The 14,499-nt window shown below is 53.5% G+C and carries 15 protein-coding genes; 8 read left to right on the top strand and 7 right to left on the bottom strand.

From position 1 onward, the window contains the following. Positions 1–6: 6 nt before the first annotated feature. On the top strand, positions 7–477 hold the full coding sequence (gene bcp, locus FH974_RS03455; protein ID WP_207103490.1) for a thioredoxin-dependent thiol peroxidase: 471 nt from the start codon (positions 7–9) through the stop codon (positions 475–477). A 129-nt stretch (positions 478–606) separates the two neighbouring features. Here bcp and FH974_RS03450 read toward each other — a convergent pair whose 3' ends face one another. Further along, complete coding sequence (locus FH974_RS03450) at positions 607–1,686, bottom strand: AI-2E family transporter (protein ID WP_047886795.1); 1,080 nt, start codon at positions 1,684–1,686, stop codon at positions 607–609. 8 nt (positions 1,687–1,694) lie between these two features. Continuing rightward, the gene (locus FH974_RS03445; protein ID WP_047886796.1) at positions 1,695–1,922 is read right to left on the bottom strand and encodes a sulfurtransferase TusA family protein; all 228 of its coding nucleotides are present in this window, start codon (positions 1,920–1,922) and stop codon (positions 1,695–1,697) included. Between the two features lie 184 nt (positions 1,923–2,106). On the opposite strand from FH974_RS03445, the gene bepA reads away from it, so the two are divergent. From bepA to FH974_RS03425, 4 genes are all read left to right on the top strand, one after another. Beyond that, on the top strand, positions 2,107–3,561 hold the full coding sequence (bepA, locus tag FH974_RS03440; RefSeq protein WP_047886797.1) for a beta-barrel assembly-enhancing protease: 1,455 nt from the start codon (positions 2,107–2,109) through the stop codon (positions 3,559–3,561). Positions 3,562–3,738: 177 nt separating this feature from the next. Continuing rightward, on the top strand, positions 3,739–4,089 hold the full coding sequence (arsC, locus tag FH974_RS03435) for an arsenate reductase (glutaredoxin) (protein WP_047886798.1): 351 nt from the start codon (positions 3,739–3,741) through the stop codon (positions 4,087–4,089). An 8-nt stretch (positions 4,090–4,097) separates the two neighbouring features. Then, positions 4,098–4,676, top strand: a complete 579-nt coding sequence (wrbA, locus tag FH974_RS03430; RefSeq protein ID WP_047886799.1) for an NAD(P)H:quinone oxidoreductase — start codon at positions 4,098–4,100, stop codon at positions 4,674–4,676. A 45-nt stretch (positions 4,677–4,721) separates the two neighbouring features. Further along, positions 4,722–5,153 carry a DUF2069 domain-containing protein gene (locus FH974_RS03425; protein WP_047886800.1) on the top strand — a complete coding sequence of 144 codons (432 nt, stop codon included), beginning with the start codon at positions 4,722–4,724 and terminating at the stop codon, positions 5,151–5,153. Positions 5,154–5,287: 134 nt separating this feature from the next. Here FH974_RS03425 and FH974_RS03420 read toward each other — a convergent pair whose 3' ends face one another. Continuing rightward, complete coding sequence (locus FH974_RS03420) at positions 5,288–6,448, bottom strand: DUF2066 domain-containing protein (RefSeq protein ID WP_053061920.1); 1,161 nt, start codon at positions 6,446–6,448, stop codon at positions 5,288–5,290. Between the two features lie 299 nt (positions 6,449–6,747). On the opposite strand from FH974_RS03420, the gene FH974_RS03415 reads away from it, so the two are divergent. Beyond that, entirely contained in the window at positions 6,748–8,004 is a 1,257-nt protein-coding gene (locus FH974_RS03415; RefSeq protein WP_047886801.1) for a uracil-xanthine permease family protein, read from the top strand. Between the two features lie 383 nt (positions 8,005–8,387). Here the strand turns inward: FH974_RS03415 and upp are convergent, their stop codons facing one another. Then, positions 8,388–9,014 (bottom strand): uracil phosphoribosyltransferase, encoded by a 627-nt coding sequence (gene upp / locus FH974_RS03410; protein WP_047886802.1) that lies wholly within the window; start codon positions 9,012–9,014, stop codon positions 8,388–8,390. Between the two features lie 196 nt (positions 9,015–9,210). Here upp and purM point away from each other — a divergent pair, with 196 nt between their 5' ends. Further along, on the top strand, positions 9,211–10,251 hold the full coding sequence (gene purM / locus FH974_RS03405) for a phosphoribosylformylglycinamidine cyclo-ligase (RefSeq protein ID WP_047886803.1): 1,041 nt from the start codon (positions 9,211–9,213) through the stop codon (positions 10,249–10,251). A 4-nt stretch (positions 10,252–10,255) separates the two neighbouring features. After that, positions 10,256–10,900, top strand: coding sequence for a phosphoribosylglycinamide formyltransferase (purN, locus tag FH974_RS03400; protein WP_047886804.1), 645 nt, complete (start codon positions 10,256–10,258; stop codon positions 10,898–10,900). A gap of 62 nt (positions 10,901–10,962) precedes the next feature. Here the strand turns inward: purN and FH974_RS03395 are convergent, their stop codons facing one another. The 3 genes from FH974_RS03395 to dauA form a co-directional block, all read right to left on the bottom strand. Then, on the bottom strand, positions 10,963–11,772 hold the full coding sequence (locus FH974_RS03395) for a class II glutamine amidotransferase (protein ID WP_047886805.1): 810 nt from the start codon (positions 11,770–11,772) through the stop codon (positions 10,963–10,965). A 39-nt stretch (positions 11,773–11,811) separates the two neighbouring features. Next, positions 11,812–12,390 carry a D-sedoheptulose 7-phosphate isomerase gene (lpcA, locus tag FH974_RS03390; protein ID WP_047886806.1) on the bottom strand — a complete coding sequence of 193 codons (579 nt, stop codon included), beginning with the start codon at positions 12,388–12,390 and terminating at the stop codon, positions 11,812–11,814. A gap of 62 nt (positions 12,391–12,452) precedes the next feature. Next, entirely contained in the window at positions 12,453–14,171 is a 1,719-nt protein-coding gene (dauA, locus tag FH974_RS03385) for a C4-dicarboxylic acid transporter DauA (RefSeq protein WP_207103489.1), read from the bottom strand. Positions 14,172–14,499: the final 328 nt, after the last annotated feature.

Below are 14,499 nucleotides of genomic sequence, written 5' to 3'. Positions count from 1 at the left end.
AACACTATGAAGACTTTGACCGCCGGTACGCCAGCGCCAGCCTTCACCCTTCAAAACCAGAACGATGAGCCAGTCAGCCTTGCTGACTTTAAAGGCAAAAAAGTGCTGGTTTACTTCTACCCGAAAGCCATGACGCCGGGCTGTACTGTTCAGGCGTGCGGCCTGCGTGACAGTAAAGCCGAGCTGGATGCGCTGAATGTGGAAGTATTGGGGGTGAGTATCGATCCGGTTAAACGCCTGCCTAAATTTATTGAGCGCGACAACCTGAACTTCACGCTGCTGTCTGACGAAGACCATGCCGTGGCTGAGCAGTTTGGTGTCTGGGGTGAAAAGAAATTCATGGGCAAAGTGTATGACGGCCTGCACCGCATCAGCTTCCTGATCAATGAAGACGGTGTGATTGAGCATGTCTTCAACAAGTTCAAAACCAAAGACCACCACGAGGTGGTGCTGAAATTCCTCAACGAAAACCGTTAAGTAAAGCGGTTCTCCGGGCTTGCCGGAGCAAAGTACCTTTCGCCCGTGTCACTGGCCTAAGCCAACACCTCTAAAAAAACAAAAAGGCCGCGTTTAGCGGCCTTTTTGATTGAACGTCGGTTTTGATGCTTACTCTTCCACCGATTCGGCAGGTACAAGCTCCTGAGTCGGCGGCAGCGCATTCCATACCGCCTTGACCAGTGTCGCCAGAGGGATGGCAAAGAAGACGCCCCAGAATCCCCACAAGCCGCCAAACACCAGTACCGCAACAATAATCGCCACCGGGTGAAGGTTCACCGCTTCAGAGAACAGAATCGGCACCAGTACGTTACCGTCAAGCGCCTGAATAATGCCGTATGCCACCAGCAGCCACCAGAAATCAGGGCCAATCCCCCACTGGAATAAACCCACCATCGCCACCGGCAGCGTCACGACTGCCGCGCCAATGTACGGGATCAGTACCGAGAAGCCCACCAGCACCCCGAGCAGGACGGCATAACGCAGATCCATCACCGCAAAGGTGACATAGCTGACAATACCGACGATAAAAATTTCGGTGACCTTACCGCGGATATAATTGGAGATTTGCTCGTTCATCTCTTCGCCGACTTTACTCGCCAGGCGACGATTCTGTGGCAATACCCGCTTGAAGGTGCTGATCATTTCCTCTTTGTCTTTCAGCAGGAAAAACACCAGCAATGGAACCAGAATCAGGTAGACGGCCAGTGTGGCCAGGCTGATCAAAGAGGCCAGCGAGCCTTTCACCACGCTTTCCCCCATCCCCAGCACTTTTTCACGCAGGGTGACCATGAAGGTTGAGACCTGATGCGGCTGGACAAAATCCGGGTAACGTTCCGGCAGACTGGAGACAAAGCTCTGTAAGCCGTTGAACATGTTTGGCACGTCAGCAATCAGGTTACTGACCTGATGCCAGATGGTCGGTACCAGGCCGAATACGGCCATCACCATCAAACTGGCAAACACCAACAGCACAGCCATCACGGCCAGTGTGCGAGGCAACCCCAGACGCACCAGTTTCATGACCGGCCACTCCAGCAGGTATGCCAGAACAATAGCGACCAACAGCGGTGCAATCAGATTGCCAAAGAAATAAATGGTAAGAAACCCGCCCAGAAGAATAGCTACCAGACTAACGGCATGGGGGTCAGAAAATCGTCGCTGATACCAGCGATTCAACATATCCAGCATAAATTTGATTACAACCCTTTGGTCACAATGATTTCCAGTACCTGGTGATTATCCACCCGGACCTCGATAGTAAAACCATGATTAGATAGGTAGCGGGGTATATCTTGCCTTGCCCCCGTGTCAGTCACATGAATTTCCATTGACTCGCCGCTGTGCAGGTTTTGTACAGCACGTTTGGCCAATAATAATGCCATCGGGCACCTTTCTGCCGTCAGATTCAGCAAGGCTCTTTCCATTCCGGTATACTGACAATTATCTTCCATCGGGTTATTGTAAATGACAAGTAGGCGACAAAAAAGAAACCTGTGACAGGTTTAACGGTCATATTACCTTGTAATACAGTCCTTATTCAGGTTTTATGAACCTCGCGATCACCGCGAGTGCAACTCTACGTTAAAGAAGGCAGTACGAATTATTACTATGTTTCGATTCGCCAAGGCGCCAGCCTGTCTCCTGATCGGTGCGTTGCTGGGTACCAGCCTGCCAAGCCCGGCCAACGAATTTAATGACCTTCCCGAAATCGGGACGGCAGCCGCCGCCACCCTGAGCATTGAAAAAGAGCTCCAGTACGGCGACGCCTACATGCGTATGATCCGAGCCAAAATGCCGGTGATTACCGATCCGCTGCTCTCTGAGTATATTCAGGATCTTGGCCATCGCCTGGTCGCCAATGCCAGTGACGTCCGTACCCCGTTCAGCTTTTTTATGATCCAAAACCGCGCCATTAATGCTTTCGCATTCTTTGGCGGTCATGTCGCCATCCATTCCGGTTTGTTCTTGTATGCCCGTAGCGAAAGTGAGCTGGCGTCTGTTATGGCGCACGAAATAGCCCACGTGACTCAGCGCCATCTGGCGCGCAGCATGGAAGATCAGGCCAAGAAATCACCGGCGACCCTGGCAGCCCTGATTGGCTCCATGATGCTGGCCATCGCCTCACCGGAAGCCGGAATGGCTGCCATTCATGCCACAACAGCCGCCTCGGCGCAGGGGCAAATCAACTATACCCGTAGCAATGAACAGGAAGCTGACCGCATTGGTATCGCGACGCTGGCCAAATCCGGTTTTGAGGCGCAGGCTATGCCGCGTTTCTTTGGTCGCTTGGCAGATCAATACCGCTATGCCAGCAAACCGCCACCCATGCTGCTGACCCACCCCCTGCCGGAATCGCGGATCACTGACAGCCGCAGCCGAGCCAATCAGTATCCCAGCCGTCAGATGAGCGAATCTGAGCGCTACCATCTGGCGCGCGCCCGTATTGTCGCCCGTTACGCCGGGCTGGACAGCAAAGCTGCCCTTGGCTGGTTTGACCGTGAAATGAAAAGTGCCGATGCGGTGGTACGTACTGCTCTCAATTACGGCAAGGCGCTAGTGTACATCGACAACGATAATTACCCTCAGGCCCACGCTTTGCTGGATCCGTTATTGGCCAGTGATCCGGGAAACCGGTTTTTCATCGATTCGGCTACCGATCTGGATCTGAAGCAAAAGCAGTACGACAAAGCCATCAGACGCCTGGAAACAGCCCTGAAAGCTAACCCAGATAACAAGGTATTACGCCTTAACCTGGCTCATGCCCTTCAGGAAGCCGGCAGAATGAACGACAGTGTGCCGATTCTGACCCGCTACACCTATGACAACCCGGACGACTCCAACGGCTGGCATATGTTGTCTCAGGCACAAGCCACGCTGGGACGTCGTGATGCCGAACTGGCTGCCCGAGCGGAAGTGCTGGCCCTGCGCGGCTCCTGGGAAGAGGCAATTCAGCTTTATATTCAGGCCAGTCAAATTGTTGATGTGGACTCATTGGATCAGGCCCGCTATGACGCCCGGATAGACCAGCTCCGTCTGGCCCGCCAGCGTGCCGCGGAACTCTGAGTAATTCCCCTCATCTCCTGCCACCCGGCAGGAGATGTGATCCGCCTGGCATTGCGCTGGCCTCAAGCCCTGCTCCCCTGCCGCTTCCCCCTGATTCGGTATACAATACGCCTCAAAATCTGCTCGGCTCCCGGCCTGAACGCGGGAGCGGATAAGCCTCAAAAAGGAAGAATAACTATGTCAGTCACTATCTATCACAACCCACGTTGCTCTAAGAGCCGTGAAACTCTGGCCCTGCTGGAAGAAAAAGGTATCGCTCCGACTATCGTGAAATATCTGGATGAAACGCCGTCGATTGAGCAACTTCAGACGCTACTTAGCCAACTGGGCTATGGATCGGCACGTGAGATGATGCGTACCAAGGAAAGCCTGTACAAAGAGCTGAACCTGGACGGCGACAACGTGACCCAGCAGCAACTGTTTGAAGCCATGGCCGCCAACCCGAAACTGATTGAACGTCCAATCGTGGTCAATGGTGACAAAGCGGCAATGGGCCGTCCGCCAGAGCAAGTGCTCGACATCCTGTAAGCGCCAGTATGAAAAGCCTTCTGGTTCTTTACTACAGCCGTCACGGCAATACCCGCCAACTGGCACGCCAGATTGCCCGTGGGATAGAACAGGTTGACGGCTGTGAAGCCATGCTTCGCACCGTGGCTGACATCGACAGTCAGGGTAACAGTGCGCAGGATTCCGATAGTGATCCGCTGGTCAGTCAGGCCGATCTGCAACAGTGTATCGGCCTTGCGATGGGCAGTCCGGTGCGGTTTGGTAACATGGCCGCCCCCCTGAAGCATTTCTGGGACACGACCAGCCGGGAATGGCTTGGTGGGACACTGATCGGCAAGCCTGCCTGTGTGTTTACCTCGTCATCATCAATGCACGGTGGGCAGGAAACGACGCTTCAGTCGATGATGCTGCCCCTGCTGCATCACGGCATGCTGATCGTCGGGATCCCGTATTCAGAGCCGGCGCTGCATACCACCCAGTCAGGCGGAACTCCTTACGGACCATCCCACTTCAACACCGGGGAAAGCCGTCAGCTGAGCCGAGAAGAATGCGAGTTGGCTCAGGCCTGTGGCAAACGCCTGGCCGAAGCGGCCCTGAAACTAATGTAAGCCGTCCCGTTAGGGACAACACGGTCATACTGAAGGATGCGTACCATGACCCCCATGAGTCAACACACTCGCCGCCTGCGCCTGGGCGCCTTAACCGCTTACCTGTCACTGATGGTCTGGGTTGGGCTGTGGCAAAGCCTGCTTTCGCCGCACCCGCACCTGAATAGCCTGATCATGGCCGGTGTCTGGATTGTTCCGCTACTGCTGCCGCTCAAAGGCATTCTGGCAGGGAAACCCTATACCCATGCCTGGGCCAATTTTATTCTGATGTTCTACTTTCTCCACGCACTGACCATGCTGTGGGTAGATGAAGGTGAACGCTGGCTCGCTCTGGTTGAACTGCTGATCACCAGTTGTGCTTTCGTCGCCAATGCCATGTTTGCCCGCCATCGCGGCCGCGAACTCGGCATCAAACTGAAAAAGTTGTCGGAAGTCGAGAAAGAAGAAAAAGCCCGTCATGAGGGGCCGTCGGCTTAGTAGCTTAGTAGCTTAGCGACTTAGCGACTTAGCGACTTAGCGACTTAGCGACTTAGCGAAATATGAAAAATAAAAACGGTGGCATCAGCCACCGTTTTTTTATCACTTTTAGGGTCAATGAACCACTGGCTCAATCAGGCCTGTGGCGCACGCCATTCATACATGCTGACTTGCTTCACCGGTTTCGCTGGGGCAGATAGCGTCTCAGATGAGTCTGTCTGCCCGTCCAGTACGGCTTCTGTTGGCTGAACCTCTGATGCTTCCATCGGCTCTGCAGGCATCACAGGCGCTGTGACTTCTGACAGGCGGCTGTTCTGGCTCAGTTCACGCTGGAAGGCTGCTTCCGTACTCAATAGTTTTACGGAAAACTCCACCTGCTCCCCCTGAATGCGATAAGCATTGATTCCGGCCACGGAGCTCAGGTTGGTCATCATGCGCTCAAGGGTAAAGAAATCTTTGGCACTGCGAATATTACTGACCACCACGGCCAGTTGGCCACTCTCATCACCCCCCAGCGGCACGGCATATTTCACTCCCAGCTGATCGGCCACATGATCCATCATCCGACGAAGCGTTGCCTCCGACGTACCGGATGCCTGTCCTTCAGATGGCGTCACCTTGGTCGCCGCCATTTTTTCCGGGCCTTCTGCATACAGCTGCCAGTTCATGACGTAGTCATCCGGCCCTTTACGGCGGGCGCGAACCACCAGCACCGCTTCCGGCTGGTAGCGCTGGCTGGCTTGTACGATTGGCCCGACAAAACCGCCCCACAAATCCGGGACGCTGATCGCCGTAACGTCCTCAAAGTCCCCGATTGGCATCATGGTCGGCACACCTCTTCGGTCTGCCTCACTCTTCATCCCGGCTAGCAACGGGTTACCCGACTGATCCCAGGCAATGTTACGGCTGCTTTCCGCGTCTTCAACCAGCCAGACCAGCACATTCGGGCGCTGTTCACCCCAGAAGGTTGCCTGAGCCTGAGTCAGCAACTGGCGCACACGGTTCCGATCGAAAGTCAGATCCAGGGTACGCTTCCCTTTCAGGTTGCCGTAACCATACTGGCTGACAAACGGGTTACTGTTAGCCAGCGCCTTGGTCACGACGTCATTGTTCACCACCCGGCTCTGTCCCGAGACCTTCACCAGCACCTGAGCAAGGGCATCGCGGCGGGCATTTTGCTCTGACTGGCTGTCAGTATCGGGCAACACAATCCTGGCCTGGTAAAGGTCTGTGACTGTTGCAGCCTGCACAGTCCCGGCCAGCAGGGCCATAAGAAGGAAGGTAAGACGCAGCATAATAAACTCATTTATCATTTAGATTGATTGTTGCACGATGATAAATTGATCCCATTAAATTCGGCAACCAATTGTAGGAAAAATCCGGACATGACGGCATTTTTATGCCATCGCTTTTATTCATATTTAGCCAAAATGGCGACAAATACGTCAAGGCTGCGTCAGTTATTCTTTCCCTAAACACCCACCCAGCGACATTTTGCCTTTATTCACTACTTTCTCAGTGGAGAATTAGGCAAACGATTTCTTCTATGCTAACATTCCGCGATTTTTTTACAGCTAGGATGGGAAATATACAAATGATGCAGATCTTACAAGGTGCTCAGATGCTCTTTGTTGCATTCGGGGCATTGGTTCTGGTTCCGCTACTTACCGGTCTGGACCCCAACGTTGCGCTCTTCGGTGCCGGTCTAGGTACCCTCCTGTTCCAAGTCATTACTAAACGCTCTGTCCCTATTTTCCTCGCTTCCTCTTTCGCGTTTATTGCTCCTATCATGTACGGTGTTCAAACTTGGGGTATCCCGGCAACCATGGGTGGCCTGATGATGGCCGGTGTGGTGTACATCTGTATGGGTGGCATAATCAAAGTGCGCGGTGTCGGTATTATTCACAAGCTGCTGCCACCAGTGGTGGTCGGGCCGGTCATTATGGTCATCGGGCTGGGGCTGGCACCTGCGGCGGTGAACATGGCGCTGGGTAAAACCGGTGACGGTGCGGTTCAACTGATCGACGGCAATGCTGCGCTGTGGATTTCTTCTGTCTCGCTGCTGGTGACCATTTTCTTCAGCGTGTTCGCCCGTGGCTTCCTGAAGCTTGTGCCGATTATGGCGGGTATCGTCGCCGGTTACGTGACGGCACTGGTCTACGGTGTGGTTGACTTTACTGCGGTACAACAGGCCTCCTGGCTGGCCATGCCAAACTTCACATACCCTGAGTTTAATATCAATGCCATGCTGTTCATGATTCCGGTAGCAATTGCGCCGGCCGTTGAGCACGTCGGGGATATGCTGGCTATTTCTAACGTGACCGGTAAAGACTACCTGAAGAAGCCGGGTTTGCACCGCACCATGACCGGTGACGGGGTGGCAACCATGGCTGCTTCGCTGTTCGGTGCGCCGCCAAACACCACTTACTCTGAAGTTACCGGTGCCGTTATGCTGACCAAAGCCTACAACCCGGTAATCATGACCTGGGCCGCAGTCACTGCGCTGGTACTGGCTTTTGTCGGTAAGCTGGGCGCCATTCTGCAAACCATCCCAGTACCGGTAATGGGCGGCATCATGATTCTGCTGTTCGGTTCAATCGCAACCGTCGGCCTGAACACGCTGATCAAAAACCAGGTGGATCTGCATAAATCACGCAACCTGGTGATTGTTGCCGTTACCCTGGTATTCGGGATTGGCGGTATGGCCTTTGGGATCGGCGAGTTCAGCCTGCAAGGTGTCAGCCTGTGTGGTATTGTCGCCATTATACTGAACCTGATTCTGCCTGCGGACCTGGGTGAAAATCACGTGGTTGATAATGCGCAGCTGGACAGCGCGCAAGACTCGAAATAATTCTTCACACTAGCGTTCGCTAATACATAAGAGCTGCCTTCGGGCAGCTCTTTTTGTTTACAACAAAATTGACACTGAGGGCAGCGACGCGAAAAGTTGCCGCGTATGGCGGATAAACCGCGTGTAACATTGCCACGGTCACACTCAGTGAAGATGTCGCTACTTGGCGTCGCTATAATAGATTGAGTTATATGATAGAGCGGTATGACGGAGCTGTAGTTGTAGTTGTAGCGACATGGTATAGCTCGACGCGGTTTCACTCAGGCTCAGGATACCCTGACTCACTTTCCCATCCCGCTTATACCCATATCTCGATAGCGCAAAAATTACAGACATAAAAAAGCCGGCAATCGCCGGCTTTTTCTGAATTCTCAGTCTGACAATTACTTCGTACCGAAGATCTTGTCACCAGCATCGCCCAGACCAGGAACGATGTAGCCTTTGTCATTCAGTTTCTCATCGATAGCTGCCGTGTACAGCTCAACGTCCGGGTGAGCTTTTTCCAGCGCCGCAATGCCTTCCGGTGCCGCAACCAGTACCAGCACTTTAATGGATTTACAGCCGTGCTCTTTCAGCAGGTCGATCGTCGCGATCATTGAGCCGCCTGTTGCCAGCATTGGGTCAACGACCAGCGCCATACGCTCATCAATGTTAGAAGCCAGTTTGTGGAAGTAAGGAACCGGCTCCAGCGTTTCCTCGTCGCGGTAAATCCCGACGGTTGAAATACGAGCACTTGGCATGTGCTCCAGCACGCCATCCATCATACCCAGACCGGCACGCAGAATTGGCACAACGGTAACTTTCTTGCCTTTGATCTGGTCAACTTCAACGGGACCGTTCCAGCCCTCAATAGTCACTTTTTCTGTTTCGAAGTCTGCCGTCGCTTCGTAAGTCAGCAGGCTGCCGACTTCTGTTGCTAGCTCACGGAAACGCTTAGTGCTGATGTCACCTTCGCGCATAAGACCAATCTTATGTTTTACCAGTGGGTGTTTTACCTCAACGACTTTCATTTCTGACTCCTAAGCTAACAAAATTTCAAAAAATCGCACTATTATACACTAGACCAATACGGTTCTGGTAGGGGCCAGCCTTGCGTTTGGTCAGGAAATACCCTCTCACAATATTTGACGCAAACGTTTTCCTTTCCGCCCTGAGTGCTGTTATCATACCCCCGCTTTTTTACTTTAATACGTTGAGGGACCTCCTGTGAGCGGCAATAACTCTTCTCTTAGTTACAAAGATGCTGGTGTTGATATCGATGCAGGTAATGCATTAGTTGATCGTATTAAAGGGGTGGTAAAACGCACCCACCGTCCTGAAGTGATGGGCGGTATCGGCGGATTTGGTGCGTTGTGTGCGTTGCCGACTAAGTATAAGGAGCCAGTGCTGGTGTCCGGTACAGACGGTGTGGGTACCAAGCTGCGTCTGGCAATGGATCTGAACAAACATGACACGATCGGGATTGATCTGGTGGCCATGTGTGTCAACGACCTTATTGTACAGGGCGCTGAACCGCTGTTCTTCCTGGACTACTACGCAACAGGCAAACTGGATGTCGACACTGCCGCTCAGGTTGTTGCCGGTATCGGTGAAGGGTGTGTGCAGTCTGGTTGTGCGTTGATCGGCGGTGAAACGGCTGAAATGCCGGGAATGTACCACGGCGAAGACTACGATGTAGCAGGCTTCTGCGTGGGTGTGGTGGAAAAAGAAGAGATTATCGACGGCAGTAAAGTACAAGCCGGCGATGCCCTGATTGCGGTTGCCTCAAGCGGCCCTCACTCTAACGGCTTCTCACTGATTCGTAAAATCATTGAAGTGTCTGCCGCCGACCTGAGCCAGGATCTGGAAGGCAAACCTCTGGCTGACCACCTGCTGGAGCCAACAAAAATTTATGTGAAATCGACTCTGAAGATGATGGAAAGCTGCGATGTTCACGCGATTTCTCACATCACAGGCGGCGGTTTCTGGGAAAATATCCCTCGCGTTCTGCCGCAAGGGACCAAAGCTGTGGTTGACGGTAACAGCTGGGAATGGCCAGCCGTGTTCAACTGGCTGCAGCAAGCCGGTAATGTCGAAACCTACGAAATGTACCGCACTTTCAACTGCGGCGTGGGTCTGGTGATTGCGCTGCCACAAGCTCAGGCTGAACAAGCGATTGCCATTTTAAACGCAGAAGGTGAAAACGCCTGGCTACTGGGTCACATTGCTGAAGCCGGCGCTAACGAAGCACAGGTGGAGATCCTGTAATCGTATGAAAAATATTGTCGTTCTGATCTCCGGTAACGGCTCCAACCTGCAAGCCATTATTGATGCCTGCGAGTCAGGCATCATTGAGAACGCGCGCATAGCGGCCGTTATCTCGAACAAAGCGGATGCATACGGGTTGGAACGGGCTCATCAGGCAGGTATTGATACGCTGCACCTGGCTGCCGGTGATTACACCGATCGTGAAGCCTTTGACCGGGCTATGGCCGACAACATTGATCAGTTCTCACCGGATCTGATCATTCTGGCTGGCTTCATGCGGATTCTGAGTGCCGATTTCGTTCGTCACTATCAGGGGCGAATGATCAATATTCACCCTTCCCTGCTGCCAAAGTACACCGGGTTGAACACTCACCAGAGAGCCATTGATGCCGGTGATACCGAACATGGCACCAGCGTGCACTTCGTCACGGAAGAGCTTGATGGTGGCCCGGTGATCCTGCAAGCCAAAGTGCCGATTTTCGAGGATGATACCGCCGAGGATGTCATGGCACGCGTACAGCAGCAAGAGCACCGTATCTATCCGGTTGTTGCCAACTGGTGCTTACAGCAGCGAGTCACTATGCAAGGAAACAATGCGGTGTTTGAAGGGGATATCCTGCCAGCGAACGGTTACGCGGCAGAGGACTGAGTAACATTTAATCCCTTTTCTCTGTGTTCCATAATAAAAAACGCGACCCACGGTCGCGTTTTTTATTTTTTCTTCTCGCCGGAGGTATCAGACTCTAATACCCGGCTGTAAACCGGCTCACCCAGGTGGAACACACTGAATTCCCCTACGCCCATTTTGTGCCAACGCTCATCATTGGTCAGCGGCTGGGTCGCAATCACCGTCACCACATCATTCGGGGTGGTTTCCTGCTGGAAATCAATCGTCACATCTTCATCAATCAGTGACGCCTTACCGAACGGTGCACGTCGGGTAATCCAGTGCAGGTTATTGCTGCAATAAGTCAGTACATACTCGCCATTACTCAGCAGCATATTGTAAACCCCCAGTTGTCTCAGGGTGTCACAACATTCGGCCACCAACGCAAACATCGCATCGCAATCCTGCGGGATTTCCGGAAACCGGGCATCCAGCTGATTGAGCAGCCAGCAGAACGCTTTTTCACTGTCCGTTTCGCCAACCGGCTTGAACCGTCCGGTTTCCAGCTGATCATAACCGGTCAGTTGTCCGTTGTGGGCGAACGTCCAGTACTGCCCCCAAAGTTCCCGCGTGAACGGATGAGTATTTTCCAGATTCACCCCGCCCCGGTTAGCCTGCCGAATATGGCTGACCACCGCGCAGCTCTTGATCGGATAGTTCTGAACCAACTCAGCAATACGCGAGTCAAAGCTCGGAGACGGATCTTTAAACGTACGGAATCCCTTTCCTTCGTAAAAGGTGATTCCCCAGCCATCACGGTGCGGGCCGGTTTTACCGCCCCGCTGCATCAGGCCGGTAAAGCTAAAACAAATGTCAGTCGGTACATTGGCACTCATGCCAAGGAGTTCACACATCTTCCGTTATGTCCTAAATCGCTCAGACACCAAGTGGTGTTATGCCGCCATCTCTTTTTCAATCAGCATGATCAGGATGTGGATAATCTTGATATGCACTTCCTGGATACGATCAGCATAGCCAAAATGTGGGACACGGATCTCCACATCCGCCAGTCCGGCCATCTTGCCGCCGTCTTTGCCGGTCAGGGCGATCACTTTCATGCCTTTGGCTTTCGCCGCGTCAATGGCTTTCAGGATGTTGCCGGAGTTGCCGGACGTTGACAGCCCGAACAGGACATCCCCTTTCATTCCCACCGCTTCAAGGTAGCGCGAGAACACATGTTCATAGCCGAAGTCGTTACTGACACAGGACAGATGGCTGGGATCAGAAATCGCAATACCGGGATAACCCGGACGGTTTTCACGGTATCGCCCTGTCAGCTCTTCCGCAAAATGCATGGCATCACAGTGGGAGCCACCGTTACCGCATGACAGTACCTTACCGCCCTGTTTGAATGACTCGGCCAGCAGCTTGGCTGCCGCTTCGATATCAGCAATGTTCTTCTCGTCGCTCAGAAAGCGGTTCAGCACTTCGGCCGCTTCTGTCAACTCTGCGCGGATAATATCTTGGTACATAGGCTCTACTCTGGTTATTCACATACTAAAAGCGGGGCATGATGCCCCGCAGATACATGGCCTTAGCTTGCAGTGTACAAAGAAACCGCCGGAGGTGTCGACTCCTGACCCAGAACATTGTGAGTCTGACTCGCCAAATGCTCACGTAATGACTCTGTGCTGTGGTAGAGCGCCACATTTTCCAGCGCCAGCACACCGGCCGAGGTCAGCTTTTGCTCGATATGCGGTGCCACACCCAACAGGTACACGGGGTAGTCACGCACTCGCTCAAGGGCATATTCCAACGCGTGAATCGCGGTGATATCAATGGTGGTCACATCGCTCAAATCCATCACCACCGCACGGGTCTCAGGCGCCGCCCGTTCAATCACTGACAACGCTTTCTCACTGGCGGCAAAAAACAGCGGGCCGTTAATGTCATACACCACCACATCTTCCCCAAAATTCAGGTGTGAGTGAGTACTTCCCACTTTTTCGACGGTGGTCAGCGAGGCTATACGCTGAATAAACAGCAAACCCGCCAGCAGCAGCCCGACGACCACTGCGACAACCATGTCAAACACAACCGTCAGGGTGAAGCAGGTCATCAGCACCGCAATATCGCGGCGAGGCGCCACCTTGAGCGTATGCACAAAATGGGGGGCTTCAGACATGTTCCAGGCGACCATGATCAGCAGACCGGCCAGGGCACTCATCGGCACAAACGACAACGCCGGCGCCAGCGCGATCATCGCAGCCAGGACAAACAAGGCATGCACAATGGCTGAAATAGGCGAAAATGCCCCGGCGCGAATGTTCGTCGCGGTACGGGCAATGGCGGCAGTGGCCGGAATCCCGCCAAAGAACGGAACCACCATGTTTGCCAGCCCCTGACCGACCAGCTCAGAGTTCGGATTATGCTTGGTGCCGGTCATCCCATCCGCGACAACCGCACACAGCAGCGATTCAATACAACCCAGCATGGCAATGGTGAACGCGGCTGGTAGCAGTTCCACCACCAGCGACCAGCTGAACTGGCCTTCCTGCCAAGGCAACACCAGTTGCGGCAGCACCTGCGGAATCCCCTGCCCGATCAAATCACCAATCTGGTACTGGAATTTTTCGCCTAGAAGGCCAACGTGGCCCTGCCCTGACGCATTAACAATCAATGCCACCACTGTACCAGTCAACAGCGCCACCACATGCGCAGGCACTTTCGTTTTGAGCTTCGCCCACAGGATAAAGGCAGCGATGGTCAACCCGCCTACCAGGGCATCGGCCAGATTAATGGAAGGCATTGCACTGGCATAAGCGACAACTTTTTCCGGAAAGTGGATCGGATTAGTCGCCACGGTCAGGCCAAGCAGATCTTTCAGCTGCAAGAAGGCAATCGTCAGACCGATACCCGCCGTAAAGCCGGTTGTCACCGGATAGGGCACATACGCCACCAACTGGCCAAGCCGCAACAGCCCCATCAGCAGCAGGATCACCCCGGACATCAATGTGGCCAGCATCAGCCCAGACAGCCCGTATTGCTGCGTGATCGGCAGCAGAATCACCACAAACGCGGCCGTCGGGCCGGTGATATTAAAACGAGAGCCCCCCAGCAATGCCGCCAGTAAACCCGCGACGATAACAGTGTACAGGCCGTGCTGCGGCGGTACGCCAACGGCAATCGCCAACGCCATCCCCAACGGGATCGCCACCACCCCGACCGTGATACCGGCTATGACATCTGAACGTAAGGTCGAGAAGGAGAATCCTTCCCGCCAGGCCTGTTTCATCGCATTAAATACCAACACGGTTAACCCCTTGCAGACTAAACGGAAACGCAAAAAACCACACTCATGGGGAGTCTGGTTCAGATCTAGATAAGAAAACGAGAAGCTGTCATCCCGAGATAGGGACCCGGCAAGTAGATGTCAGTCGGAATTCGGGAAAGGCAACATATGGGCAAATCCCGCCTCTGGCAGGCATGCCCTGCTCATAGTTTACCCGCTCGAGCGGAGAAAAAACGAGCAAATACGTGATCAACATCACTATATGTTAATTGTGTGAGGAATTTTCTCAAGCCGTAATTTGCCCCGGACTGATCTTGATCAAACCGAGGCTCTGCAAGGGCTGACAAGA

This window comes from Photobacterium ganghwense (assembly GCF_017329545.1).
Taxonomy (GTDB): domain Bacteria; phylum Pseudomonadota; class Gammaproteobacteria; order Enterobacterales; family Vibrionaceae; genus Photobacterium; species Photobacterium ganghwense.
This window is presented reverse-complemented; position numbering and strand designations above follow the sequence as displayed.

Bases quoted from the DNA above. Each gene is read 5' to 3' on its own strand.
- bcp (WP_207103490.1), top strand. From the start codon at position 7: ATGAAGACTTTGACCGCCGGTACGCCAGCGCCAGCCTTCACCCTTCAA.
- FH974_RS03450 (WP_047886795.1), bottom strand. From the start codon at position 1,686: ATGCTGGATATGTTGAATCGCTGGTATCAGCGACGATTTTCTGACCCC.
- FH974_RS03445 (WP_047886796.1), bottom strand. From the start codon at position 1,922: ATGGAAAGAGCCTTGCTGAATCTGACGGCAGAAAGGTGCCCGATGGCA.
- bepA (WP_047886797.1), top strand. From the start codon at position 2,107: ATGTTTCGATTCGCCAAGGCGCCAGCCTGTCTCCTGATCGGTGCGTTG.
- arsC (WP_047886798.1), top strand. From the start codon at position 3,739: ATGTCAGTCACTATCTATCACAACCCACGTTGCTCTAAGAGCCGTGAA.
- wrbA (WP_047886799.1), top strand. From the start codon at position 4,098: ATGAAAAGCCTTCTGGTTCTTTACTACAGCCGTCACGGCAATACCCGC.
- FH974_RS03425 (WP_047886800.1), top strand. From the start codon at position 4,722: ATGACCCCCATGAGTCAACACACTCGCCGCCTGCGCCTGGGCGCCTTA.
- FH974_RS03420 (WP_053061920.1), bottom strand. From the start codon at position 6,448: ATGCTGCGTCTTACCTTCCTTCTTATGGCCCTGCTGGCCGGGACTGTG.
- FH974_RS03415 (WP_047886801.1), top strand. From the start codon at position 6,748: ATGATGCAGATCTTACAAGGTGCTCAGATGCTCTTTGTTGCATTCGGG.
- upp (WP_047886802.1), bottom strand. From the start codon at position 9,014: ATGAAAGTCGTTGAGGTAAAACACCCACTGGTAAAACATAAGATTGGT.
- purN (WP_047886804.1), top strand. From the start codon at position 10,256: ATGAAAAATATTGTCGTTCTGATCTCCGGTAACGGCTCCAACCTGCAA.
- FH974_RS03395 (WP_047886805.1), bottom strand. From the start codon at position 11,772: ATGTGTGAACTCCTTGGCATGAGTGCCAATGTACCGACTGACATTTGT.
- lpcA (WP_047886806.1), bottom strand. From the start codon at position 12,390: ATGTACCAAGATATTATCCGCGCAGAGTTGACAGAAGCGGCCGAAGTG.